The organism is Pseudalkalibacillus decolorationis, assembly GCF_024609785.1.
Lineage (GTDB): Bacteria > Bacillota > Bacilli > Bacillales > Fictibacillaceae > Pseudalkalibacillus > Pseudalkalibacillus decolorationis.
In genome coordinates this window covers 28,068-55,008 of record NZ_JANHJQ010000023.1, presented here as the reverse complement: position 1 = coordinate 55,008, position 26,941 = coordinate 28,068, and the positions used below count along the sequence as shown (strand labels likewise).

The following is a 26,941-nucleotide window of genomic DNA, read 5'->3' as shown; positions in this document are numbered from 1 at the left end:
TTCGAAAAAGTTCTTCATATGGAGCAAAATTCGTTAATGAGTTAGAAAAAATCGCAATTGGAAACAATGACCCGCAAGATGATCGAGCACAACTTTGGAGAGGTACAAGATGAAATAGGGGTTTTACCATTTTGTGGTCCTTGTGTGAATGGTAAAGCGTTAATGATTGTTGATGCACCAACTTATGATAAAGCTAAGGAATATGTAGAAAATGACCCATTATCAAAAGTTAACTACTACATTGATAGAAAGATAGTAAAGGTAGAAGAAGCTACTCTAGAAAATAATTTCCTTATTGATGATGTACTTACCCATTTAAGTCAAAAGGAAGCGTAGTTTATATAATTGCTAAAATTAACTAACGGGCGATAATGTTCAATAACGGAATCCTTTTTTGTCAATCGATGAAAAAAGGTTCAAAATCAAAGGTATCTGTCTAAATTCGGGGGTTTTGATATTTATGTGCTGCAAATAATGACCATTATTTTAATAAGGAATCGAGTCAGGTTGACAGTTTTACATCTACCGATTTTTTTTTGTAGCAGGTAATTTTCCTCCAGTATTGAAGTAAAGGTAAGAAAATAATTTTATAACCGATTCGGAGGGAATGGATATGAGTAAAACCACAGTGAGTGAAGCCGGTCATAAAGTAGATATTGGAAGTATTAAGCTCTATTGTGAGCTATTAGGTGATAAAAACGACGGACCTACTTTCGTATTTGATTCTGGTTATGCTTGGTCATTATTTAATTGGAACTCTATTAGAGATGAAGTTTCAGAGTTTGCTAGGATGTTTATTTATGACAGAGCAGGAATTGGAAAAAGTGAAAAAGATCAAAGATACAGACATAGCAAACAGTCAGTCGAAAACCTTCATACATTACTTCAAAATGCTAATGTTAAACCCCCTTATGTGCTAGTTGGACACTCTTTTGGAGGATTAAATGTAAGGCTATTCGCAAATACATATCCTGAAGAGATAGCAGGAGTCATCTTATTGGATTCTTGTCACGAGGACCAAAACAAAGTATTGCCTCCATTGTTTTCGGATAAAGTTCGAGACGATTATTTTAGTGGTTTTGCTGCCGAAGGTTCACTTAGTGAGTTTGAAGAAAGTCTTGAACAAGTTCGCAGGTCCGGCTCCCTTGGTCATATTCCACTTATTGTTGTAACAGGTGGTAACCAACCCCATCATACTGATGAATCTATGAATGCTTGGATGTCCTTTCAAAAGGACCTTGCTAATTTATCTACCCGTAGTAAACATATAATTGTTGAAAATGCTGGACATGCCATTCACATTGACTCTCCAGAAGCAGTTATAAATTCAATAAAAGAAATGTTGGAGATGATAACAAAGTAATACTGATTATTACTAACAAAAGAATAGAGCAGGAGGGGATGCAAGTCGACAATACCATACAAAAACAATTTAAGGAAAATGAACGAACTTAGCAGTATCAACATCTACTAGACTTAAGGGGTGATTCAAATGTCTAGCTCTATCGAAGAGGTATTAGTTCATCCGGATGGAACAACAATTACTCTTCTGGACCGAGGCACAGACAAACACGGGGAGTATTTAATAGTTGAACATTTGCTGATGAAACAGGGGGCTATAAACGGTCCCCATTGGCATCCGATTCTCACGGAATCATTCACGGTTAAGGAAGGTAAAATGCGCTTCAAAGTAGATGGAAAGGAGGAGCTTCTTGGTCCTGGTCAGCATATTAAGATTCTTCCCAAGCAGGTGCATCAATTCTGGAACGACAGTAAAGATCGGTTAATAGCTATTCATGAAATTCGACCACCAGGGAGTCATTGGAACATGTTCAAGCTCATACATAAATTAACAGAAGAAAACAGAGTAAATTCCAAAGGAGTACCTCTGAATCCATTATGGTTGGGGATAGCATGGGAGTGTATAGACGGATATATAGCAGGTCCTCCAATCTTCTTACAAAGGACAGTATTCGGGGGATTGGCACGACTGGCACGTGGAATCGGGTATCGAATTTAAGCCACAGATGATCATAGATGATGTGCTGAAAGTAGATCTTTAATAGTCGAAAATCGGAAACGTGTAGTAGTCCCATGAGTTGATTTATAGAATAAGTTCTATTAAGCGTACTAGTTGAATTATTGTCTAAAAGAGTTGTATCGACTATCAAAATTAATAAATGGGAGGTTTTATGTTCCAAACCATAAAAACATTTATATGAGCTAAAGGGGGGATTTATAAAGAAAGTAGAATTAAATATAATTGAAAAGCTAAGATTTTGCTGAAGAAATAAGTAATTTTATATACAAAAAGTTTTGTGTGAATTGAAAGGAAGATTATATGAACAACCAGATTTATGTGAGCTGGGGTGGACATAATGTCAAACTTACATGGTATCCAATGAAAGATTTATCCGATTCTAAAAATGTTACAAGTGTTCATGGATTTTGTTTTAGTCAAGGAAACATTCTTTTAGTACATGTAAATGGAAGGGGTTTTAATATTCCAGGAGGGCATATAGACAAAGGGGAAACTCAAGAGGAAGCTTTTCACAGAGAAGCACTTGAAGAGGGATATGTAAAGGGAAAAGTTCAGTATATAGGAGCCATTGAAGTAAGCCACGAAAATAATCCTTTATTTGTTCCTGGTGGGAAATATCCTTTTATTGGCTATCAAGTGTTTTATAGAATGGCTATAGAAGAGTGTCTACCCTTCCGTCGTGAAAATGAAACTACTTCCCGAATTTGGGTTGAACCTGAGGAAGTACCATATGTAATTAATGACCATGAACTTTCTATATTAGTTTTGAAAGAGGCATTGAAAATAAGGTGAACCCTTCTTCAACTATAGGGTGCGATTGTTGAAGATTGAATCACCTTTTTTATAATCTATTTTTGGTTCAACCATGAACAAATTATTGAAAGAAAACAACATTTTTGAACCAGCCGCAATTTATCAACAAAAAATGTGGTTTCTCGCTGTTTAAAAAAACTATCCTTTTTTCCTTGTAGTATTGAATATAGAATGAGACAGCTCATCGTAAACGGGATCCTTGATATAAAAGGTGTGCCTAAAGCAATGAGATTCTATGAAGTGAAGTTTCGTTCTCCCCAGATAAGCCATAATATTTCTAAGTGAAATTCATCTTTTGGAAATAACTCCCCTTTCAAGAATGGATGAATTGACGAATCTTTGCAAAGACTTCTTCTTGAATTTGTTTCTTCTCATTAAACAATGCATGCCTGCCGTTTTTGATATGAAATACTTGTAAGAGATGGAACTTTTCTTTGATAAATGCAAGATTATATTTCCAATCTACGGTCTTATCCTTGTTTCCTTGGATGATACATGTATCAGCGTTTGTCGGACTATATGTTTGTATTTTTACGTTCCATTCAATCAGTGATTCTAGCCATTCTAGGGGAATCGCATTTGGTTGCAAAGGGTCTTTTTTTGTAAAAGTCAGGTATTTTTTGTTGGAAGAATTCTCTCGAAAGTTTCTGTGAATGTCATCAAGAAATGGAAATGGTCTCGCAAGATAAAAACCTAATTTTGTCAAATACCAATGATTTGATCTTATAAGTGGTGCGACCAACACAATTTTATTGAAATGATGATTGCGGTGTTTTAACACATAATTGATTGCTATGGCGCCACCAGTACTGTGACCGATAACATAAAATGGAGCAGACATTTCATCCCTTGCCCTCTGCACTAATTGTTCCAACGTAAAAACATAATCGGAAAAATCATCGACTGAAGCCGATTCTCCCTCTGAAAGTCCGTGGCCCTGTGAATCATAACTGATCACGGTATAATTAAGTGTATTTAAATATTGAATCATGTTTCTTAAACTTCCGACATGGTCTAAATAACCGTGCAATAAAAAAACGGTGCCTTTACTCTCTTTTGGCGAATAAATTTGTACCATTATTTTGGTCCCGTCAATCTCAATCTTTCCAAAATGAAGGTCAACACTTTCTAAGTTAAAGCCATAGTAATCTAAGTATGCTTTGATATCTGGGGTCTTTTCGACAGGGGTGTGAAACTCAAGGGTTTTTCCCAGCGTGACAGACGCTCTACAACTTTTTTCATTACCTTTATTCTGCTCATTCGGAGTCTCCTATTTGATCGATCATCTTTATGTATTTTATGATTATTCCCTTATGCTTTTGAACATATCAGGGGTTACTTTAAAGAGTTTATCTAAGAATCGTGTTATTCATTCAAGTCAAAATAAATACATATAAGTGCGTATAAAAAGGAGGATAAAAAGAGCCGTAAAATCTGAAGTTCAACTAAATTCGTCACGTCCTGTGACAACGTTGAACTGACTCACATCGTGTGAGGCCGAGGCGCGAAAGTCTTGAGGAGCGGAACGACGAGCGATACCTGCTTAAAAGCTACGAGTTGTACCGAGGAAGCTATCTGCTAGCCTCAACTAGTAGACGCAGGTACATATGGAACTTCGACTAACTACTTCACGTCCTGTGAAAACGTCGAAGTCAGCACGTCCGTGTGCAAGTCCGGAGAGGTCCAGAAACGAAGAAATTCGACAGTAATTTTTCCCGGACTTTTTGAACAACCTCTATAATCAAGTCGTCTGGAAGGAGGATTAAGACTTTACTATGATAAACTACTTGTAATCTTAAATGGGAAAAGGAGCGATTAATCGTGCAATTTGTAACGCTAAATAATGGACTAAAGATGCCACAATTAGGTTTTGGTGTTTGGCAGGTTGAGGAAGAAGACGCCATATCTGTGGTAAAGAAAGCGCTTGAGGTTGGTTATCGTTCGATTGATACTGCTGCAATCTATGGCAATGAACGCGGAGTAGGTGAAGCGCTTAAACAAAGCAGTGTTCCCCGTGATGAATTGTTTATTACCACGAAGGTTTGGAATACAGACCAGGGCTATGAAAATACACTGAAAGCATTTGATGAAAGTCTGGAAAAGCTAGGCCTCGATTATGTCGATTTGTACTTGGTTCATTGGCCTACTCCCGAATATGACGAGTATGTTGAAACCTATAAAGCGCTTGAAAAACTGTATCATGATGGTCGTGTAAAAGCGATTGGTGTCTGTAATTTTGACCAGGATCATTTACAACGTTTACTTGATGAATGTGAGATAACACCAGTCCTGAACCAAATCGAGTGTCATCCATTTTTGGCCCAGCAAGAACTCAAACACTTCGGTGGTAAAAATGACATTTATGTGGAAGCATGGAGTCCACTCATGCAAGGTGGCGAAGTTTTGAAAAACGACGACATCCAGGCTATTGCGAAGGATCATGGGAAGACTCCTGCACAGGTCATTATTCGTTGGCATCTCCAAAACGAGACAATCGTCATTCCAAAATCAGTAACTCCTTCACGTATTGAAGAAAACTTTGATGTGTTTGACTTCGAACTCAATCAGAAGGAAATGGAGAAGATTGATTCACTCGACCGTAACGAACGTAAAGGTCCCATACCTAGCGAAATGAATCATAGATAATCCTAAAAAGGGTGCATTCTAAGAATAATTTACAACTATCTTGACCTTTTTCTATCCATATTTTAGAATGGTAAAAACTAATAAACGAATGCAATGATGAAGAAGAGTAAATTTTAGGAACACTCCAGAGAGCTGATGGATGGTGGAAATCAGTGTGAAACTAATGTTGAATGGGCTTCTGAGCTACCAAACTGAACAATTTTTAGTAGGTTCTGGCGGAGAGTCTTACCGATAAAAGAGACAAAGTATCGAAACAAAACTAGTTTCTGTACGGTTAAGTGCGTTTACTATCGGTAAATGAATGAAGGTGGCACCACGGGTTTCTCGTCCTTTTTTGGACGAGGGACCCTTTTTGTTTATACGTTAAGAAAGGATAACTTTTCAGCTGGAAGTAAATCGACGTTGAGGAAAAGTTTAAGTCCTAAGTATAAGTGCAGCTAGGGCTCAGCCAGCGCCAAGGCTTGGCTGAGCCAAGTTTTCTTTACACGTTAAGAAAGTATAAAATTCGGATGCATAGATGCAATGTCTAGCTCCAGCGCCCAACCCCTTGATCACTTCAGTCCTCCTGCGGCGGCGACAGCCTCCTCGTTGGCCTTCCAGTGACCTTCGGGGCTAACCAGGGCGCTTGTGCTTTTCTTATTTGAAAAATATTGTTTGGAGGTTCTTGGATATTAAAGAAGGAGGAGCAAGCGATGATGATTATAGCTACGGATGATTTAGAAATAACCTGTCCTACCTGCAAAGGGGAAAGAGTCATAAAAGATAACAAATGTGATAGTTGTTCTGGAAAAGGTGTTATTTTAACATCACAAGGACAAACTTTACTCCACTTTATGAAGAGACATCTCGAAAAGTGATGATGTTTATTTCTATTAACAACTTTACAAGTTTAGTTGTGTATCCTGTCGATGAAAACATAATCCCCTCTGTCACTTTTGTTTACACGTTAAGAAAGTATAAAAATACTTTCTATAGTATAAGCGCAACTAAGGCTCAGCCGGCGCCAAAGGCTTGGTTTTGCCAAGTTTTCTTTAAGCAAACCCTTGTATATAAACCAAAATGATTTTAATGTCGTTGGAGGTGATTGTTTTGATTCAAATTAAACTCGTTGTTCCGATCAAAGGGTATATTACCGATGCTTTTGAAAGATTTGAAAATTTCATTTTGTTAGAAGAAATGGAGAATAAGAATAATGAATCGGTGAAGTTTGAATTAGAAGAAGTGGTGGTAGCCGCTGATCAGATTGGGAAGCTAAAGCTCGATGCCGATGTGATCATCTCAAGAGGATTGGTTACCAAACTTTTAAAAGAAAGCAATGAAAATATTCCTGTTGTTGATATACCTGTACAAGGAATTGATCTCATTCGGTGTTTGTATGATTGTAAAGCACGTTTTGGTAGAAAAAAAGTCGCTGTTATAGGAGCTTCAAATATGATTTATGGAGTAGAAAATCTTGCGGACATCGTTGATTTTCCTATCCAGTCCTATATTTTAAATGATATCGAGTCTTCAGCTAGTTTAGTAGATTTAGCTGCCAATGATGGCTGTGAGGTGGTACTAAGTGGATTGAGTACGTGTAAATATGCCGATGAGATAGGATTAGGAGCCATTCTAGTTGAGACTGGAAAGGAATCATTTCGCCAGGCGTTGATCGAGGCGAAGAGAGTAGCTCTTGTCAGCAGAAGGGAGCAGGAGAAGGCTGAGCGCTACCAAACGCTTCTTAATTATGCCTATGAAGGAGTTATAGCCGTAGATTTAAATGGGCAAGTTTCTGTATTTAATACGGCCGCTCGGGAGATATTATCCATTTCAAAGGGGAGTTTAATTGGAAATTCTATATACGACATAGTTAAACAAGGGAAATTTCGTAATATGCTGCTAAGTGACGATGAATATCAGGAAGATATTGTTGCCTACAAATCCATTCAATTATCCGTAAAAAAAGTTGGAGTGTTTTTGAAGAGTAAAAAAGTGGGGGATATGGTAGCCTTTCAAGATATCACAGGTATTCAGGAGATGGAAGGGAAAATCCGAAAGAAGATTCATTTACGTGGACACGTGACTAAGTACACATTTGATGATATCTTGTTTCGTAGTTCTGAAATTAAAAAGACGATTGAAATGGCTAAACGATATAGTGAAGTAGATTCAAACATTCTTATTATTGGAGAAACTGGGACTGGCAAGGAAATATTCGCTCAGAGCATACATAATCAGAGCAAGCGGAAAAACAACCCGTTTGTAGCCATTAATTGTGCTGCGCTCCCTGAAGATTTATTGGAAAGTGAGCTTTTCGGTTACGTTGAAGGAGCTTTCACGGGAGCAATGAAAGGAGGAAAGCCAGGGTTTTTTGAACTGGCGCATAGAGGTACGATTTTTTTAGATGAAATCGGAGAAATCTCGCCGAAATTGCAAAGCCGGCTGCTTCGGGTCCTGCAGGAGCGGGAAATTATGCGCATCGGTGATGATAAGGTTATTCCGGTCGATGTGAGGATCATAGCGGCAACGAACAAAAACCTCATTCAAATGGTCAAAAGCACTGACTTTCGGGAGGATTTGTATTACCGCCTAAGTGTACTGGACCTTGTATTGCCTCCACTTCGGGAACGTAGAGAAGACATTCCGCTATTGGTGAATGCCTTTATTCAGAACGGTATTTCAGGTCCAAAACACATTATGATTACGGATGCTGCCAAGAAAAAACTGAGTGAAGAAAATTGGGAAGGAAATGTTCGCCAATTACAAAACTTCTGTGAGCGATTGAGCGTTCTCTATAAAGACAAGATTATTGATGTGTATGATATCGAAAAATATTTTCCGAATAAGAGTGAAGAAAAGATATGGCTGAATCAAGAGGTAGAAGGGAATCTATCACATGGAGTATCCGAACGTGAAAGAATTCTCCAGACATTAAAAGAGGTTAACTATAACATGGGAAAAGCTGCCTCTAAGTTAGGAATAAGCCGCACAACTTTATGGAGAAAAATAAAAAAATGGGATATTGAAACTAAATGAAACACTATGGAACAATTCGTTTCATTACGAAACAAATTGTTAACTTTATTTAAGGCTCAATTGAGAACAAACTGGCTTTTTTCTTAGTAGACTGATATTTCTTAATGTTGGCACGATTATTGCAATCATATAGACAAAGAGCTGGGATTGATTTTTCGTTAAAGGTTGGATAGCAGTTTAAATGAAAGAGGGGGTTATGTGAGTTATTTAGTGTATATACCACAAGATATTGAGGAAGAGGGGAAAAATTATTTATTAGGGAAAGGATACAAGGTTAAAATAGGCTCTGATTTGGCTGAAGAAACTCTTATGGAAGAAATTAAGGAATGTGACGCAGTATTAACGAGATCAACGGCTGTTATCAATAAAAGAGTTATTCAAGCAGGTGAAAATCTTAAGGTAATAGCTAAGTATGGAGTGGGCTTGGATAATATTAATATCGAAGCGGCCACAGACCGAGGCATTTATGTAACGAATACGCCAGAGGCAAATGCGAATGTTGTTGCCGAACATGTAATGGCATTGATTCTATCCTTGTCCAAAAACTTACACTTAGCTGACAGAGAGCTGCGTAACGGAAACTTTGCTATCCGTAATCAACTCTTTGGCATGGACTTGGAGGGCAAGACTTTGGGCATTATCGGGCTCGGGAGAATCGGAAATATATTGGCAAAAAAGGCTTCTAAAGGCTTTGACATGAAAGTCATTGGTTACGATCCTTATGTGGCAGCAAGCTCGAACCAGGAGATAGACATAGTAACAGATTTAGAATGGTTATTCAGAAATTCTGATATTATCAGCCTTCATCTTCCGTTAACGAAAACAACAAAAGGTTTAATAGGAAGCAAGGAGTTTTCCTGGATGAAATCCTCAGCTTATTTTGTTAACGCTTCCAGGGGTGGAATCGTGAAAGAAAATGATTTAGTAGAAGTTTTGCAAGCGGGCAAAATTGCCGGAGCCGGAGTAGATGTATTTGAAGTTGAACCTCCCGAAAAACGGAATCCTCTTTTTAAATTGGATAATGTAATTGTCAGTCCACATAATGCAGCTTTGACGAAGGAAGGTTCGATACGCATGGCTGTCCATGCAGCAATGCAGGTTCATCAAGTGCTCACTGGTGTAAAACCGAATTGGGCGGTTAACGATCCAATAACTAAAGGGCTGTCGATGTAATAATAACACATCAAATTATCTGATTATTTTGATAAACAGGTAAAGAAAAATTTATTTGTAATTTATTGGTGTATCCACGAGACAAAGAATAAGGATGGTGAACAAATGAAGAAAGTTGTTTATGTGCTAAGTGTAGTACCAGCAATTGGCTCGCTTGTCGTGATCAATCGAGTGGAACCTTATGTTTTAGGGATGCCATTTGTTCTTTTTTGGGCCATATTATGGGTTTGTCTTACATCTATGTTCTTGATCATTACTAATAAAATTGATCCTGAAAACAGAGGTGGGGAGGAATAATGAATGCAGCCCTTCTTGTTATTCTTTTCTTTCTTGTTTTGTGTACTTGGTTAGGGGTCCGGGCCCGCAAAGGTAAGGTTATGAGCTTGGAACAGTGGGCTGTAGGTGGACGAGGTTTCGGCAGTGTCTTGATCTTCTTTTTGATAGCCGGGGAAATGTTTACGACCTATACTTTTCTCGGAGCGAGTGGTGGCGCTTATTCATCTGGTATTCCTACTGCTTTATACGCTTTCAATTGTTTCTATTTTGTAATCGCTTACTGGCTCTTGCCGCCAATTTGGAAGTACGCTAAAGCAAATAATGTTATATCTCAATCTGATTTTTATACGAAAAAGTATAATAGCTCAGCTTTAGGTGTTCTTGTGGCGGTGATTAGTGTTATTTCGATTATTCCTTATTTGGTCATGCAGTTAAAGGGATTAGGAATTATCGTATCGGAGACTTCCTATGGCTCTATCTCTCCAAATGTAGCCATAGTTGTAGGTGTAATTGCGATCACAATTTATGTAACGGCTTCGGGTATGCATGGCGCAGCATGGACGGCAGTAATGAAAGATATCATGATTTTGGCAGTTGTCGTCTTTATGGGGATTTATTTTCCGCTTCATTATTACGGAGGTTTGCAACCAATGTTTGAAGCGATCGATACAGCTAAACAAGGGTTTTTGATATTTCCTGAACAAGGATTGAGTATCTCATGGTTTATTTCCGCTACGATCATGACAGCACTGGCATTCTATATGTTCCCTCATATGCTTGCGGGAGTTTTCTCTGCAAAAAGTCCAAAATCGCTTCGTTGGAATGCTGGGATTATGCCGATTTATCAAGTGATCATCATTTTTTCACTGTTTATTGGTTTTTCCGCCATTCTTCAAGTTCCGAATTTAAAAGGGCCAGACGTGGATTTAGCTTTATTTAAGATGGCTAAGATGTCATTCGATCCCTGGTTCGTTGGAGTTATTGGGGCAGCAGGGGCTATGGCAGCCCTTATACCTAGCTCACTGGTGTTGACGGCTATGGCTACAATTCTTTCTAAAAATGTATATAAGGTATGGAAGCCAAATACATCAGATGATCAGCTGGCGAAATTGAGCCGAATGTTGGTTCCTGTCATAGCTTTAGTGACTCTTTACTTTACGTTTAATGGCGGGAATTCAATTTTTACGTTGTATCTTATGGCTTATAGTTTCATGGCACAGTTGTTCCCGGCACTGTTTTTCAGTCTGTGGAAAAAGAATCCAGTTACTGTACAGGGAGCTTTTGCCGGAATGATTGTTGGGATTTTACTCGTCATATACTCGACTACTTCTGATACGACACTTGCCACATTATTTCCATCCCTTCCACACGTAATAAAAGATCTTGATGTGGGGTTATCCGTATTGCTTATCAATATTGCTGTGACATTGGGAGTAAGTGCCGCCTCAAGGAAACCTGCAATTGAAATGGAAGAGGGAGATAGCCAAGTTTCTTAGCTTGGCAAACTAGTTAAATAACATATGGAAAAAACTTGAAATCAGTATAAGCATAAATCACTAGAAATGAAAACATGTTCTTGAAAACAGGAGGCTTATTTATGAAAGTCAGTGGAGGTAAAGCAGTTGTTGATGTCCTGGTGAAAGAGGGGATAAAGAAAGCCTTTTGTGTACCAGGTGAAAGTTATCTCGGAGTAATGGATGCACTGTACCAACATCCTGAAATTGAACTTATTTCTGCCCGTCATGAAGGTGGAGCTTCATTTATGGCGGAAGGGTATGCCAAAGCGTCCGGTGGAGTAGGAGTTTGTATGGCCACCCGTGGAGTAGGTGCTACAAATTTAGCTATCGGTATTCATACTGCTGCTCAAGATTCAACTCCTATGGTCGCCTTAATTGGCCAAGTTGAACGGCCTTTTAAAGAAAAGGAAGCCTTTCAGGAAGTAGACTTGGCGAATTTTTTCAGTCATTTATGTAAATGGACGGTAGAAATTGATCGTGTAGAGAGGATTCCTGAATTATTGCATCGGGCATTTCATTTAGCGCGTTCGGGACGTCCGGGCCCCGTTTTAGTTGCTCTGCCGCATGACATGCTAGAAGATGAAGCCGAGATGATCAGTTATCCTTCTTATCGATCGCTCCCTCCTCAACCACATATGGGAAATGTGAAGCAGGCGATAGAGGCGATACGAAACGCGGAGCGCCCCATTCTAATTGCTGGTGGTGGTGTGATCCATGCTAAGGCTAACACACTGCTTGTGCAGTTTGCGGAAGTGATGACTCTTCCTGTTGTCACCGCTTTTCGCCGATTCGATGCTTTTCCTAACTCACATGCTTACTATGCAGGATGGCTCGGATTCGGAATGCCTCAATATTTACTTGATTCGATTCGGGATGCAGATGTAGTTGTGGCATTGGGGACACGATTTTCTCAGGTGGGAACACAAGATTACACCTTGCTATCTAAACAAACACAACTGATCCATGTAGATATTTGTCCTGATATTTTTGGAAAAGTCTATGCTCCTTCTCTTGCCATTGAAGCAGACGCCAAGAGTTTCTTAGAACAAGCATTGCAAGCGGCAGGCTCACCATCTTCTGTTTCAAGTAATGAGAGAGTAAGGGAATTACACGCCAATTATATGGAGTTTTCTGAATCAAAGGCTGACTACACAGAAGACTTTGTAGATATGGATGGATTAATGCATGACATTGTTACCCAGCTTCCGAAGGATTCCATTATTACCAATGATGCCGGCAACTTCTTCGGATGGCTTTCTCGATATTATCGTTTTGAACAGGAAAATACGTATGTAGGGCCAACGTCGGGAGCGATGGGATATGGACTTCCTGCAGCGATTGGGGCGAAGCTGGCTCAGCCTCATAGGCATGTCGTTTCATTTTCAGGGGATGGCGGTTTTATGATGACAGTCCAAGAGATTGAGACAGCCGTACGAAACAGAATTCCAACTATATCAATTGTGGTGAATAACAATAGTTACGGGACCATTCGTGCGCATCAGGAAACTCATTTTCCAAACCGGGTAATTGGAACAGACTTGTCCAATCCAGATTTTGCAGAATTAGCTCGCTTATTTGGGGCGCATGGTGAAAAAGTTCAAAAAAATAGTGATTTTGCGCCAGCGTTACAAAGGGCGATCGCCTCAGGTCTTCCGGCTATCATTGAAGTTACAGTCAATCCAGAAGTTTTATCTGTAGGCCAAGATAAGAAGAAGGTACAGGAAAGGTTAGTGTCCAACAAATAATTGCGGGTAGATATTTTTTTATGAGTAAAGAAAGTATAAAAGTTTGCGGCATGGATGTAATGTCCAGCTTCAGCGCCCAACCACTTGGATCACTTCAGGCCTCCTGCGGCGGCAACAGCCTCCTCGTCGGTCTTCCAGTGACCTTCGTGGCTAAGCAGGGCGCTTGCGCTTTTCTTAAAAAAATGAAGATAACTGGAGGAGAAGATATGCGTTATTTAAATTACATTAATGGACTATGGAAAGAACCAACTTCAAGAGAGTACAAGGAAAACCTGAGTCCACATAATGGAGAAAACCTGGGGGAATTTCCATCCAGTGTGGCAGCTGATTTACATGACGCGGTGGCAGCCGGAAAACGTTCATTTCCTGCCTGGAAAAAACTCTCGTTTCAACAGCGGGCATCGTATTTGCAGAAAGCAGCAGATCATTTGAAAAAGAATGTTCAGGAAATAGGTCAAGACCTGATTAAGGAAGAGGGGAAACCATTAGCGGAAGGTATGGGGGAAGTCAATCGTGCAGTCAGCATCCTCGAATATTATGCAGCTGAAGCACGGCAGCCGCTTGGAGAAGTGATCCCCTCGGCAAATGCGGAGACATTTTTGTACACTACTCGTACGCCACTGGGGCTGGTTGGATTAATAACGCCATGGAATTTTCCGATCGCGATCCCCGTATGGAAGTTAGCTCCAGCACTCATATATGGGAATACGGTAGTGATTAAGCCGGCTGATCTTACGCCGAAATCGGTGTACCATGTCATGAAAGCATTTGATGAAGCAGGGCTCCCCGCGGGTGTCTTAAACTGCGTATTCGGTAAGGGATCTGTTATCGGTGCAGAAATGGTCGAGCATCCGGATATTAAAGCAATTTCGTTCACTGGTTCCAATCAGGTAGGCATTCAAATTCAGAACAGAGCTACGACGGCTAATGGAAAAAAGGTGCAATTAGAAATGGGCGGTAAAAACCCATTAATTGTACTTTCGGATGCGGACGTAGACAAGGCAGTTGAAATTGCGGTTGGGGGAGCATTTAAATCTACTGGGCAAAAATGTACGGCAACAAGTCGGATAATCGTTGAAGAAGGGATTTATGAAGTGTTCCGTGACCGTCTTGTCAACCGCACTAAAGAGCTGAAAGTGGGTAATCCGTTGGATGGTGATACCTTCGTCGGTCCGGCTGTTTCTAAAACACAATGTGATGGTGTAATTAAAATGATTGAAGTAGGAAAGGAAGAAGCAACTCTATTGTGCGGGGGTGAAGCTCCTTCAGAAGAAGAGCTGGCGAACGGCTTTTATGTAAAGCCGACGGTTTTCGAGAATGTATCTCACGATGCCCGTCTTGCACGCGAGGAAATTTTCGGACCGGTCATTGCACTCTTTAAGGTCAAAAATTACGAGGAAGCAGTGGAGATGGCCAACGATACGGAATACGGCTTAAGCGCAGCGATTTGTACGAATAACCTGACGCTGGCGCAGCGTTTCATTGAAGATATCGAAGTGGGGCTCGTACATGTCAACTCGGAAACGGCAGGTACAGAACCACAAGTCCCGTTCGGCGGCTGCAAAAGTTCCAGTACCGGCTCACGCGAACAAGGCAAGACCGCTATCGAGTTCTATACACAGGTCAAGACGATTTATTTGGACCGAATGTAGTTCGCAAAGACTCCATTTATGAGTGGGAAAAGGAGGAAGTTCTATGAACCCATGTAATCATAGGAAGTCTTGCATTAATTGATTTTACATGAGAAGTCAGTAGGCACAACTATTTTAAAATGAAGATTATTGGGAGGTTTCGCAGATGTTAAAACCATATTTAGTTGTGGAATGGAATGATACGGAAACAGATGCAAAAGGTTGGTTGGTCGTGCATAACTTTGTGAAAGGCTACGTAGGTGGGGGTACAAGGATGCATCCAACGGTTACAAGAGAAGAGGTCGAAAGGTTATCCGAGGCAATGGCTTATAAGTATGCAGCCTGTGAGTGTGTAACGACTGGCGGTTGTAAAGCAGGCATTGCCTATGATTTTAAATTACCAGATGCGTATGCCGTATTAAGAAGATTTCTGATTGCGATGATGCCTTATATAGACGTTGGGGTATCTTTAGGAAGTGATTTAGGTACCAAATATGAAGATGTGCTCAAAATATTTAATGAGTTCGGTATTGATATCCCGCTTACGAAATCAATGAAGGTGAATTCAAATGTTCTACAAGGGATAAAGTACTTTAATGAATTGTTGGCGACAAAAATTGACGGGTTGCTTTTAAACGATGTCGTAACAGGCTATGGTGTAGCATTTTCAGCAGATGAGGCTTGGAAGTTTAAAAGCGGGAACGATGGAGCGAGAGTTGTCATTCAAGGATTCGGCTGCGTAGGAGCAAGCTGCGCTTTGAAAATGTCCCAGTTAGGTTATAAAGTCGTTGGAATTTCTGATGCAAACCTTTTGGTAACGTGTGAAGAAGGATTAAATGTCCAAAAGCTTATTGATCATAAGAATGTGTACGGAGAAATGGATCAAGCCAGTTTTGAAAGTCATTATAATGTTAGATCAAACACGGAATGGCTCAATATAGATTGCGATATATTAATTCCATCTGCACTAGAGGATGTCATCCACAAATCAAATGCTAAAAGCGTAAAGGCAAGCTTAATTGTGGAAGCTGCAAACATTCCGATTTCTTCCGAGGGAGACGAAATCATAAAGCAAAGAGGAATTGATGTGGTCAATGATTTTGTTGCCAACCTGGGGGCGATCAGATTTTATGATGCGGTTATTTTCGGATTAGTTAGACCAAATCCACAAGCTGTAGTTGATGATATTGAAAAACTATGTCGGAAAAATACATCTCACTTGTTTGCAGAAGCAAAAAAACAAAATAAATATCAAAGAGATGTAGCTTATGAAATATTTAAACCGACAATCAGCGATTTATTAGAATATGATGAGCCTTCTGAAGCGTTACCTATACAATAATGTGATGTAATTTCAGAATAATGGGAATCTTCTTCATCTGTAATTAATCATGAAAGAGTACCGAGCAATCTATCGATTTGAAACGGGGGGAAATTAATGCATGCAGAAGGTGAAAATCAGCCAAAAGAATTAAAGCGTTCGATGAAAAGTAGACATTTATTTATGCTTTCCTTAGGTGGGGTCATTGGAACAGGTCTTTTCCTAGGATCAGGTTATGCGATCGGTGAAGCCGGACCCGTAGGAGCGATTGTTGCTTATTTGGTCGGTGGTTTATTAATGTACTTGGCGATGATTTGTCTCGGCGAATTATCAGTTGTGATGCCGGTGTCGGGTTCCTTTCAGGCCCATGCAACGAAATTTATTGGACCAGCCACTGGATTTGTCATCGGATGGATTTACTGGCTTAGCTGGGCCCTTTACGTAGGCTTAGAATTTGTAGCGGCTGGTTTACTCATGGCCAGGTGGTTTCCCGATATACCGGTGTGGGTATGGTGCACAATATTTGCCGTACTTTTGTTTTCTATAAATGCGTTGACAACGAAGAGTTTCGCTGAGACTGAGTACTGGTTCGCAGGGATTAAAGTACTTGCCGTTATTCTTTTCATATGTATCGGTGCGGCAGCGATGTTTGGATTGATTGGGATGGAGGAACAACCCGCTCCATTTTTTACTAATTTCACTGGTGATGGACTATTTCCCACAGGGTTCACAGGTGTCTTTATATCGATGATGACGGTCGTATACGCATTCCAAGGATCGGAAATCATGGGAGTTGCAGCAGGGGAGACGGAAAATCCGCAAAAAAGTATTCCGAGGGCGATTCGAAACATCGTAATACGTGTGCTGCTTTTCTATGTTCTAGCCATTTTCGTCTTGTCGGCTATCGTTCCGTGGCAAGAAGCTGGAGTACTGGAAAGCCCGTTTGTTACTGTGTTTGACATGGTAGGTATTCCGTATGCAGCTGACATTATGAATTTCGTAATCTTGACGGCGATCCTTTCTGTAGGCAACACAGGTCTTTTTGCATGTACCAGGATCCTTTTCTCCCTTTCGCAGAGCGGAATGGCACATCCTTTTTTCGGAAAGCTCAATCGGCGTGGTGTACCTATTAACGCCTTACTGGTCACCCTTGCATTTGCTCTGCTGTCTTTACTTACTAGTATAGTAGCAGAAGAAACGCTATTTGTTGTTTTACTTGCTATAAGCGGGGTTGGAGGGGTGCTTACTTGGATGACGATTGCGTTCGCACAGTACAGATTCCGTAAGCAGTTTGTCAGAGATGGTGGAAAGGTTGAGGATCTGAAATTTAAAGTACCCCTATTTCCGTTTATTCCAATTCTCTGCATCATCATGTGTCTAGGCATTTTCGTGTTCACCGCTTATGACCCGACACAGCGGACTTCTTTATATTGGGGATTCAGTTTCGTCGCTGCTTGCTATTTATTTTACTATTTTAGATATACGAAAAGAAAGGAAGACGTGCCTACTTTAACAAATGAACAGCGTGATGAATCCATTCAATAGAAAGCTATTATGGATTCCAAAAAGGAGGTGCGATTCTTATGGCTTCAAAAAAGAAAACGTGTAACCATTCGAGCATACTTGTTGATCTACACTTTTAGGGAGAAACCAAGTAGGTTGTTTTCTAAAACGGGATATTGACAGGTTATCAGATCAATAATGTGGGGGATTCCTTTACATTTGAGACCTTTTAAAAACATAAATTATCGGGAGGGATTTTCATTATGACTACGAAAGAAAATGTACAGTTTAGCCCAACACAACCTTATTCACGATATGTAGATCCGGAGATATTTAATGAAGAAAGAAAAAAGATTTTCGAGAAAAACTGGATATTTGTAGGCCATACGAGTCAAGTTGAAAAAGTGGGCGACTTCTTAACTCTTGATGTCGCCGGTGAACCTATTATCATTACTCATGGTACTGATGGTGAACTTCGGGCTTTCTACAATATCTGTCCGCATCGTGGAATGAAAGTTGAACAAAGTGATCAGGGAAATAAAAAGGTGTTGCAGTGTGGATACCATGGATGGACATTTAAATTAGATGGAAATGTAAATAGAGCGCCTAACTTTAAAACGAATGAACTGGGTGAACACAGCTGTATGAAATCAATTCGATTAGAAGTTCAGCATTCTATGATTTTTGTTAATCTAGACAACAATGCAGCGTCTCTTTCAGAAGCATATCAGGAATTTTTAGAGGAGATGCAAGAGTATTCTTTCTTTGACTCTGTAAAACTGGTTAGGGAAACCCAACGCGTAGTTAAAGCTAATTGGAAATCAGTTGTTGACAACTATCTTGAATGTGATCATTGTTCCATTGCTCATCCAGGGTTTGCAAAATCTTTTGATTTATCGAACTTTTGCACAACGACACACGACAAATTTACTTATCAATATATGACAGCAAGCAAAGAGGCTGAAAGTGATCGTGCACGCTTTTATTGGATCTGGCCAAATATGATGATTAACGTTTACCCGGGAGATGGGAATGTGAATACGATTCAAGTTGTGCCTGTTGATGCCAACACGTCGTTAGGCATCTATCGTGATTATTCAGTCGATGAAACGATAACGAAGGAAAAAGAAGAATATTTTAAATTTGTTGACCAAGTACGAAGAGAGGATTTCGAACTGGTGGAAAAATTGCAAAAAGGTTTGGATTCCAAGGCATTTGTGAATGGCATATTTTCACCTACTGAACATGCTGCAGTCTATTTCCATGAGCTGATCAAAAAGGCTTTGTAGGACGAATGTGGTTTTTCTAACACGTTAAGAAAGTATAGAAGTTTGGCCACGAAATCCAATATATCGGTCGCGGATTGAATTATATCGGCCACGTAAATCTGAAATTTCGGCCACGGATTGAGTTATATCGACCACGAATAGTAAAATAGGCCCGATTTCACTGTCTCCCTTGATGAAAAAATTTAATCGGCCTAATATACAAGAAAACGAACGGATTTCCACACGATGGCAGATCCGTTCTTTCTTAGGTGGTTATAGGTGAGAAAGTATGAAACTTTGTTGTATAGATTAAACGGACTCACCCGCTATCGGTGAGTCCGTTATTGTACATAGCAACCGCCTTTTTATATTTTATTTAAGGCCTCTTCAAATGGCCATGCTGGCAATGTGTTTCTAAGAGGCTTATCTTGCCGATAACCTAGTACGTATTCTGCTTGCATAATCGTATGAATTTCTCTTGTCCCTTCGTAGATAACAGGAGCTTTTGAATTACGCAAGTAACGCTCCACAGGGTATTCATTGGAATAACCATATGCACCATGAATCTGAACTGCATCATTCGCTGCATCATTTGCAAAATCACAAGCTTGCCATTTTGCTAGCGAAGTTTCCCTCGTATTCCGTTTTCCTTGATTTTTTAACCAGCCTGCCCGAAACACGAGAAGTCTTGACATTTCTAGACCAGCTTCCATTTTCGCAATCATTTGCTGCACAAGTTGATGCTTGCCGATTTCTTTTCCAAATGTTTTTCTTTCTTCGCAATACTTTATAGACGCTTCCAAACATGCCATAGTCGTACCGCACGCTCCTGCCGCAACCGTAAACCTTCCATTATCTAATGCTGCCATTGCGATTTTAAATCCTTCACCCTCTTTACCAAGTAGATTTTCTTTAGGGACTCTTATACTATCAAAAAAGATTTCACCTGTATTTCCCGCACGAATCCCGAGCTTCCCCTTGATTGCTTTGGACGAAAAGCCCGGCATATCCCTTTCAACGATAAAGCATGATATCCCATGGTGATTTTTACTTTTATCTGTATAGGCAAAAACTAAGAAGTGATCAGCAGTATCACAAAGCGAGATCCATGTTTTCGATCCGTTCAGTATATAATGATCTCCATCTTTTACAGCTGTAGTCTGTAATGCTGCAACATCCGATCCGGCATTTGGTTCTGTTAAACCGAATGCTGCCAGTTTTTCCCCTTTTGCTTGCGGGACTAAATATTTTTGTTTTTGTTCTTCATTTCCCCATTGAAGAAGCGTCATGCTGTTTAGACCCGTGTGAACGGAAACGGCAGTTCGAAATGCGGTGTCTCCTCTTTCCAGTTCTTCACATACAATCGCAAGTGTATTATAATCCATTCCACTTCCACCATATTCTTCGGGAATGCAAACTCCCATTAAATCTAACTCCGCTAATCGCTCTAATATCCGAGGCTCAGAGTGACCTTTTGCATCCCACTCGGAAATATAAGGCATAATTTCCTTGTCAACAAAATCTCGCACCATTTTTCTAACCATACTTTGTTCTTCAGTAAACCCAAAGTTCATCATATTCTAGTAACCTCCTAAATAATGTTTTTATTTCTTAAATCCTTTATGTGGTTGTGCGTGTAACCTATTTCTTTCAAGACTTCTTCTGTATGTTCACCGGGAAGAGGTGGATGTCTTCTTACTTCTATAGGGGTTCGCGAAAGTTTTAATGGACTTCCAACAAGCTTAATGTTTCCTGCTTTCGGATGTTCCATTTCAATAACCATTTCTCTCGCTTTCAATTGTGGATCTTCAAAGACCTCATTTATACTGTTAATCGGCCCGCACGGAATTCCATTTTCATTCAATACTTGTGTCCATTCCTTTGTTGTCTTCCTTTTGATCTTTTCTGAAAGCAATTCTATGAGTTCATCGCGATTTTCAAGCCGGTTTGGATTTGTTGAAAACTTTGGGATAGATGAAATCTCAAGTAATTCCAACACATTGCAAAGTCGTGTGAATTGGCGATCATTCCCCACAGCAATCACCATTTCTCCATCTTGTGTTTTAAACAATTGATAAGGAACAATATTTGGATGCTCATTGCCTAATCGTTTTGGAATCTCGTTTGAAATTAAATAATTGCTTGCCACATTTACAAGAGCGCTTACTTGTGAATCGAACAATGAAATATCAATGCTTTGTCCCTCATTTGATTGATTTCTTTCATTGATTGCAGCAAGAATTCCGATAGCTGAATATAATCCTGTTAAAATATCAGATATTGCTACACCTACTTTCATAGGACCGCTTTCTTCACTTCCGGTAATACTCATCAATCCCCCAAGGGCCTGAATAATAAAATCATAGCCTGGAAGATGTTTATACGGTCCATTTTGACCAAATCCGGTAATCGAACATTGAATGATTTTCGGGTTCAACTCTTTTAAGCTCTCATTGCCCAAACCCCATTTTTCCATCGTACCATGTTTAAAATTTTCAATTACCACATCTGATTTAACAATAAGTTCTTTTAAAATTCTCTGGCCATCTTCTGATTTCAAATCTAGAGTAATTGCCCGTTTATTGCGGTTTGCACATAAAAAATAAGCGCTTTCACTGCTAGCATAGGGAGGGCCCCATTGTCTTGTCTCATCACTTCCACCTGGAGCTTCGACCTTAATGACATCTGCCCCTAAATCACCAAGAATCATTGTGCAAAACGGCCCGGCTAATACCCTTGTCAAATCTAAAACCTGTATATTATTTAAAGCTTTTGTCACACCATCACCTTCCTTTAACGTATTTAAAAATTAAAAATTTAAAATAACCAAAAATAAAAGCCAGCTATATCATAAAATAAAAATTCATGATATAACTGGCTTCGATCTACATATTTTGCTTCTAGAATAGAAGTTCTATAGATTCTACAGTTATTTAATATTATTATATTAACGATACTTTTTATAATAAATACTTACCGTGTTTTAAGAAAGAGGCTGTCTTTCTTTAAGTAAGTTCTTTATTATTTATAAACTATTATATAACCAAAAATTTCAATTTGTCAATATAATATTGTAATATTCAAAATCCTTAATTATTTGGGTATTTTCATTATGAAGTTATTTGTTACATAATGTGATGGGTTCATCATAGAACGAAACTTTAAGAAGAAATTAAGGGTGTTTGTTCATATTACTAAAGAGGCCTTGTTTTTCTTTTTTGCAAAGGCCTCTTATCTAACATGATAAATAGGATATTCATGTTAAGTAGACTGTTGGACGGCATCAGTTTTAACTCGATAGATTTTTCTAGGACGTCCTTTAGAGGTAGGTGCTTCTTCTCCAATTATCTCCGCAATTCCTTCTTCCACCAAGCTGTTGAGAATACGACGTGCATTCCTTGGCGTCATTTTCAGCCATTCTGCAATATTGGAAGCAGTTATAGAATGACTTCCCATTCTTTTTTGAACCGACAGAATCTTATTAAATGTTGTGATCGTTACACCGCACTGTTTTAGTTTCTCACTGATTTCCTTATTCTCTGTTCGATAGCCAAAAGAAATAATCTCTTCTTCTTTAAGAGGTCCTTCAATGGTTCCACCAGCATCAACAAGAAAAGCACAAAAAGCATCATAATTTTGTGCATGATTCAAAGCTAGTCGAGCGTTTTCTTCAGCTGCCAATGCAGTTTCTCCATAGCCGATTCCAACGTTTGATGGTGATTCAGTAATCAGAGCTAGTGTTTCAAGGAGAGATCCGACTTGCATCCCTGTTTCTTGTATAGAACCTCTCGTGGAAAAAATAATAAATGTTCCAACTCCCAGAGTCATAAAGGATCCTGAAATCGATTCTGAAAAGGATATTACCGCTGATTGTATCTCTAAGTTCAATCGATGCAAATCGTATGACACCATGTTATAATCTGTTTTTTTCTCCATCTTTTCTACTTTGACAAGTAAGGCAGCAATTTGTGATTGTTTAAAATGCATCGTTTCCCACTGTTGGATTGCCGTTGATAGAGTCTCGCGAATGTTACTTCTAGTTGGAGAAACCCAATAGGCAGTTATACCTTGTGAGACCAGCTCCTCATATATTGAATACAGACAAGTGACGCAAATATCGACTTTTCCTCTTTTGAATAGAGTTATATGAAAAGAAAGAAGATCTTCGATGGGAGTATCATGAGAGTATTCATGTACATACACTTGTTCACTCGGAATATTGAGATCCCGATATGTCTCATACACATCGCGCTCTGTAAGCATATCAATACTCATGCGTTCAAGGCTGAATCCGCCTTTATATCCGATTTCTGCTAGAGTTTTTGTTAAACTTGCTGCATCTAAACGGAGATAATAAAACGGTTGCTTAGATCCACTTTTTTGAGCGGGGTTGTAAAGAGCAGGCCCTGCAAAAACCCAAAGATCCACAGAGCTTTGATTCTGTTGCATGATACTAGTTGCTTCTTCAGTATTTTGATAGACAAACGGGACAGGAAGTAATCTGTCACTATATTCCTTCGCGATATCGCCTATAAGGTGGACAGAGTCACTCGGTCCAACAATTCCAGCTCTAATTTTCATTGTTACCACCACCAAATTCGAAGTTGAAATAAAAGTTCTAAAATGCGCATTTTAAGTTTCTAGATCATAACGAAAGATATTTTGTTTTCTAAGAATTTCAAAACTTTAAAATTTAAATGATCAATTATATATTTTTTCCATCCTTATTATTATATCAATAACAGTAAACAAATTCGAAGTTGGACAAATTTTTAATGAATAATACAAATTTTTAGAAAATTATGTTGACATTACTTTTATTTGTTTGTATATTTTATTTAGGGAACACATTAAGAATAATTCCCTAAATGATTTCTAAAAAGGAGGACCATAAATGAATACAAATACCTTAAAGGAGACAAAGCCTTTAGTGGATCCAGAAGTATTTAGAAATGTTATTGGTCATTTTGCTAGTGGTGTATCCATCATCACTGTCAGAAATAATGATGTGGATTTTGGTATCACAGCTAGCGCAGTTAGTTCAGTCTCACTTGAGCCGCCAATGTTGCTAGTTTGCGTTAATAAAAGTACGGGCACATGCCATGCAATTTCGGAAGCTGGAACCTTTACTGTAAATATTTTAAGTGAAAACCAAAAAGAGCTGGGATTACAATTTGCGAGGGCAAACACCGACAAATTTAGTGGAGTTGACCTTTCATATGGGGAACTTGGAAACGCTCTGCTAAATAACACTCTTGCCCAGATTGAATGTCGAGTAGTTGAAGAAGTGAAAGGAGGTACTCATTCCGTATTTCTAGCAGAGGTTAGCAAAGCACATGCAGCTACTGGAGATCCTTTGGTGTACTTTAATGGGAAGTTTGGTCAATTTAAGGAAGCTTAATTAAAATAGAAATTTAATAGGAGGAAAGCTTATGGCTTTAATGACAGGTAAACAGTATCGTGAATCATTGAATGATGGCCGCGAAGTGTATATTGATGGGGAGCAGGTCAAGAAAGTTGCGGAGCATCCATCATTTAAACCGATCGTTGATGTAAAAGCGAGAATGTACGATATGGCACATGAAGCACAATATGCAGAAAAATTAACAACAAGATTGAATGACGGGGAGATTGTTTCCCGAGCTTATAAAATGCCAGAACAAAAAGAAGATTTGACAGCTATTCGCAATCACGTAGAAACTGTCCTTGACGATCTTGGTGGTGTTGTTTACCGAGTAGGGGATGAAACAATCGGTGAAATGTGGTCCTTATATGACGCACAGGACAAATTAAATGCAATTGATCCTGCTTATGCAAAAAATATACAGTTTCATATTGATCGTGTTGCTAGAGAAGACTTGTTCCATGTTTCAGCAAATACCGATCCAAAAGGTGATCGCAGTAAATTATTCAGCGGAAAGGACGGTGGGACATTACTGCATGTCGTTGAAGAAAACGATAAAGGTATTGTCGTAAAGGGTGCTAAGTTTGAAACGGCTGCGGCCTATGCCCACCAAGCATTTGTTAAACCGACTATTTTAAACTGGGACGCTGGAGAAGAAAGCATGGCTCCATTCGCTTGCGGATTCATCTGTGACATGGGTTCACCTGGTTTAAAGCATATTTGCCGTACATCTCTTGGTACTGGTAAAAATGAAGAGGATTATCCGATTTCCACTAAATTTGAGGAGATTGATACATTACTAATTTTTGATAATGTCTTAATTCCATGGGAGAACGTGTTATTTCATCGTTCATTGAAATCGGCTGCTTATATTCGCTCAACCCTTCACCGCTATTCAGCTTTTAACTATACACTCAGGGTATTACGCCGAGCTGACTATTTGCTTGGAACAGCGTTATTGAACGTTGAACAAACAGGTCTTACAGCACTTCAGGCAGTGAAAGAAAAAATTTCTCAACTCATTAGTTACAGAGAAGGAATTAATGCTCATTTAACGGCTGCTGTTGCCAATGCTGAACGAAGCCCAGGTGGTTTGATGATGCCAAACCAATCCCTCCTTTATACCGGCCGTGTATTTGCACTATCTAATTTTGCGGCTATGGCACATTTGACAAGAGAGCTTGTAGGTGGCCAGTTAGCTGTAACTCCAGATTCTGTCACTATTTCAGATCCAGCCATCCAAGAATATGTTGATAAATACTATTCTGTTGGTGAATGGGGTACTAAGGATAGAGCGAAATTATTGTACTTTGCAAGAGATCTATTGAATTCCTCTTCTGCGGGACATAGACAGACTTTTGAACTGTTTGCACAAAGTCCGCCATTTGCACAACAATTAGCAGCTTTCCATAGTTTTGACATGGAGGGACAGCGTGAATTGGTTCGAAAAGCAGCAAACTTAAAGTCGTCTGAACCTATTACCCAGGTTTAAATTTTGTAAGGAGAAAGGAGTCATATCATTGGAAATTTATACACCAGGCGCTTTAAAGCTTCCAGCATCAGCTCTAACGATTGGTGCTCTTGACGGAGTCCATTTAGGTCATCAAGCACTGTTATTAAAAACAAAAGAACGGGCGGAGAAGCTTGAAGTTCCTTTTGTTGTATATACCTTTGATCCGCCTCCGAAAGTCTTTTTTAAAGATTGCTTAATGTTAACTTCATTAGATGAAAAGCTACAGCGTCTTAATATGCTAGGCGTTGAACACGTAGTAGTCGGCAAATTTGATGAAACATTTACGAAACAAGAAGTTCCCATTTTCATTGAGGAGTTAAAAGAATTAAATCCGATTGAAATATGGGAAGGTCCCAACTTCCTTTTTGGAAAAAATAGAAAAGGCAATGTCGAAGTTCTACGCCGGTATTTTAATGTAGGAGTTTTAAATCCTATGAAATGTGAACAAGGAGAAACTATCTCTTCTTCGCGAATTCGCCAACTTGTACAACAGGGAAATTATCCTCAGGCGAAAAAGTTGCTTGGAGATGTCCGTCATATGTCTCTGATACTAGAAAATTCGTATGCCATTTAAACCTATTTTCAAATAAAGTCTGACTTATTGATCAAATCCATAAGGCAAAAGGAGAATCATATCCATGGAAATTACAAGATACCGTAAATTTGAAACCAACAAGTTTTATCCAAGTGACATGGGAGAAGACTCTCATCACATCGCTAATGAGTTTTCGATGGTTATTCGTGCTGGTAACCATATTTATATGAGAGGGCAAACGGCCTTTGATTTGGAAGGCAACTTTCACGGAGAGAATGATGTAACTGCGCAAACTGAAAACGCTTGCCGTTGCATTAAGCAGTTACTTGAAGAAGCAGGTGGAAAAATAGAAGACGTTTGCAAAATTACAACGTATTTAACAGATCGTTCTTATCGACAAGAAGCTTATGCAGTAATTGCCAAACATTTCAAAGGGGTTTATCCTGTCAGCACGGGTCTTGTCGTTAGAGGCCTTGCTCTTCCTGAAATGCTTGTAGAAATCGATGTGGAAGCAGTAATTAGTGATAAAGAATAATCTAT

At 39.3% G+C, this 26,941-nt stretch carries 23 protein-coding genes and 1 other annotated feature; of the genes, 19 read left to right on the top strand and 4 right to left on the bottom strand.

The window, feature by feature from the left end; genetic code table 11:
* Positions 1-66 precede the first annotated feature (66 nt).
* The 4 genes from NON16_RS18905 (at position 67) to NON16_RS18890 (ending at position 2,833) form a co-directional block, all read left to right on the top strand.
* The gene (locus NON16_RS18905) at positions 67-336 is read left to right on the top strand and encodes a YciI family protein (RefSeq protein ID WP_372508849.1); all 270 of its coding nucleotides are present in this window, start codon (positions 67-69) and stop codon (positions 334-336) included.
* 277 nt (positions 337-613) lie between these two features.
* Positions 614-1,363 carry an alpha/beta fold hydrolase gene (locus NON16_RS18900; protein WP_257350984.1) on the top strand — a complete coding sequence of 250 codons (750 nt, stop codon included), beginning with the start codon at positions 614-616 and terminating at the stop codon, positions 1,361-1,363.
* Positions 1,364-1,492: 129 nt separating this feature from the next.
* Positions 1,493-2,020 (top strand): cupin domain-containing protein, encoded by a 528-nt coding sequence (locus tag NON16_RS18895; protein ID WP_257350983.1) that lies wholly within the window; start codon positions 1,493-1,495, stop codon positions 2,018-2,020.
* 381 nt (positions 2,021-2,401) lie between these two features.
* Complete coding sequence (locus tag NON16_RS18890) at positions 2,402-2,833, top strand: NUDIX hydrolase (protein WP_257350982.1); 432 nt, start codon at positions 2,402-2,404, stop codon at positions 2,831-2,833.
* A gap of 334 nt (positions 2,834-3,167) precedes the next feature.
* Here the strand turns inward: NON16_RS18890 and NON16_RS18885 are convergent, their stop codons facing one another.
* Positions 3,168-3,932 carry an alpha/beta hydrolase gene (locus NON16_RS18885; protein ID WP_257350981.1) on the bottom strand — a complete coding sequence of 255 codons (765 nt, stop codon included), beginning with the start codon at positions 3,930-3,932 and terminating at the stop codon, positions 3,168-3,170.
* Between the two features lie 743 nt (positions 3,933-4,675).
* Between NON16_RS18885 and NON16_RS18880 the strand changes: the two genes are divergently transcribed.
* The 11 genes from NON16_RS18880 (at position 4,676) to NON16_RS18830 (ending at position 18,970) form a co-directional block, all read left to right on the top strand.
* Positions 4,676-5,500 carry an aldo/keto reductase gene (locus tag NON16_RS18880; protein WP_308216634.1) on the top strand — a complete coding sequence of 275 codons (825 nt, stop codon included), beginning with the start codon at positions 4,676-4,678 and terminating at the stop codon, positions 5,498-5,500.
* 84 nt (positions 5,501-5,584) lie between these two features.
* Positions 5,585-5,835, top strand: a binding site (T-box leader).
* A gap of 360 nt (positions 5,836-6,195) precedes the next feature.
* Positions 6,196-6,357: a tryptophan RNA-binding attenuation protein gene (locus tag NON16_RS18875; protein ID WP_257351008.1), complete on the top strand. Its 162-nt coding sequence runs from the start codon at positions 6,196-6,198 to the stop codon at positions 6,355-6,357.
* A gap of 232 nt (positions 6,358-6,589) precedes the next feature.
* Complete coding sequence (locus NON16_RS18870) at positions 6,590-8,515, top strand: sigma 54-interacting transcriptional regulator (protein WP_257350980.1); 1,926 nt, start codon at positions 6,590-6,592, stop codon at positions 8,513-8,515.
* 198 nt (positions 8,516-8,713) lie between these two features.
* Entirely contained in the window at positions 8,714-9,688 is a 975-nt protein-coding gene (locus NON16_RS18865) for a hydroxyacid dehydrogenase (protein ID WP_257350979.1), read from the top strand.
* Positions 9,689-9,793: 105 nt separating this feature from the next.
* Positions 9,794-9,985 (top strand): DUF3311 domain-containing protein, encoded by a 192-nt coding sequence (locus NON16_RS18860; protein WP_257350978.1) that lies wholly within the window; start codon positions 9,794-9,796, stop codon positions 9,983-9,985.
* Entirely contained in the window at positions 9,985-11,460 is a 1,476-nt protein-coding gene (locus tag NON16_RS18855; protein ID WP_257350977.1) for a sodium:solute symporter family protein, read from the top strand. The genes NON16_RS18860 and NON16_RS18855 overlap by 1 nt, the downstream gene beginning before the upstream one ends.
* A gap of 101 nt (positions 11,461-11,561) precedes the next feature.
* Positions 11,562-13,226 (top strand): thiamine pyrophosphate-dependent enzyme, encoded by a 1,665-nt coding sequence (locus tag NON16_RS18850; RefSeq protein WP_257350976.1) that lies wholly within the window; start codon positions 11,562-11,564, stop codon positions 13,224-13,226.
* 206 nt (positions 13,227-13,432) lie between these two features.
* The gene (locus NON16_RS18845; RefSeq protein ID WP_257351007.1) at positions 13,433-14,878 is read left to right on the top strand and encodes an aldehyde dehydrogenase family protein; all 1,446 of its coding nucleotides are present in this window, start codon (positions 13,433-13,435) and stop codon (positions 14,876-14,878) included.
* A gap of 145 nt (positions 14,879-15,023) precedes the next feature.
* Positions 15,024-16,199 carry a Glu/Leu/Phe/Val family dehydrogenase gene (locus tag NON16_RS18840; protein ID WP_257350975.1) on the top strand — a complete coding sequence of 392 codons (1,176 nt, stop codon included), beginning with the start codon at positions 15,024-15,026 and terminating at the stop codon, positions 16,197-16,199.
* Between the two features lie 96 nt (positions 16,200-16,295).
* Positions 16,296-17,723: an amino acid permease gene (locus NON16_RS18835; RefSeq protein ID WP_257350974.1), complete on the top strand. Its 1,428-nt coding sequence runs from the start codon at positions 16,296-16,298 to the stop codon at positions 17,721-17,723.
* Between the two features lie 221 nt (positions 17,724-17,944).
* Positions 17,945-18,970 carry an aromatic ring-hydroxylating oxygenase subunit alpha gene (locus NON16_RS18830; RefSeq protein WP_257350973.1) on the top strand — a complete coding sequence of 342 codons (1,026 nt, stop codon included), beginning with the start codon at positions 17,945-17,947 and terminating at the stop codon, positions 18,968-18,970.
* A gap of 344 nt (positions 18,971-19,314) precedes the next feature.
* Here NON16_RS18830 and NON16_RS18825 read toward each other — a convergent pair whose 3' ends face one another.
* The 3 genes from NON16_RS18825 to NON16_RS18815 all read right to left on the bottom strand — a co-directional run bounded on the left by NON16_RS18825 (position 19,315) and on the right by NON16_RS18815 (position 23,530).
* Entirely contained in the window at positions 19,315-20,523 is a 1,209-nt protein-coding gene (locus NON16_RS18825; RefSeq protein WP_257351006.1) for an acyl-CoA dehydrogenase family protein, read from the bottom strand.
* Positions 20,524-20,540: 17 nt separating this feature from the next.
* Positions 20,541-21,728, bottom strand: a complete 1,188-nt coding sequence (locus NON16_RS18820) for a CaiB/BaiF CoA transferase family protein (protein ID WP_257350972.1) — start codon at positions 21,726-21,728, stop codon at positions 20,541-20,543.
* Positions 21,729-22,210: 482 nt separating this feature from the next.
* Positions 22,211-23,530 carry a helix-turn-helix domain-containing protein gene (locus NON16_RS18815; protein WP_257350971.1) on the bottom strand — a complete coding sequence of 440 codons (1,320 nt, stop codon included), beginning with the start codon at positions 23,528-23,530 and terminating at the stop codon, positions 22,211-22,213.
* A gap of 313 nt (positions 23,531-23,843) precedes the next feature.
* On the opposite strand from NON16_RS18815, the gene NON16_RS18810 reads away from it, so the two are divergent.
* The 4 genes from NON16_RS18810 to NON16_RS18795 all read left to right on the top strand — a co-directional run bounded on the left by NON16_RS18810 (position 23,844) and on the right by NON16_RS18795 (position 26,936).
* Positions 23,844-24,350, top strand: a complete 507-nt coding sequence (locus NON16_RS18810) for a flavin reductase family protein (RefSeq protein ID WP_257350970.1) — start codon at positions 23,844-23,846, stop codon at positions 24,348-24,350.
* Positions 24,351-24,381: 31 nt separating this feature from the next.
* Entirely contained in the window at positions 24,382-25,845 is a 1,464-nt protein-coding gene (locus NON16_RS18805) for a 4-hydroxyphenylacetate 3-hydroxylase family protein (protein ID WP_257350969.1), read from the top strand.
* A gap of 28 nt (positions 25,846-25,873) precedes the next feature.
* Complete coding sequence (locus tag NON16_RS18800; protein ID WP_257350968.1) at positions 25,874-26,440, top strand: FAD synthetase family protein; 567 nt, start codon at positions 25,874-25,876, stop codon at positions 26,438-26,440.
* A 64-nt stretch (positions 26,441-26,504) separates the two neighbouring features.
* Complete coding sequence (locus NON16_RS18795) at positions 26,505-26,936, top strand: RidA family protein (protein WP_257350967.1); 432 nt, start codon at positions 26,505-26,507, stop codon at positions 26,934-26,936.
* The last annotated feature ends 5 nt before the right edge of the window (positions 26,937-26,941 follow it).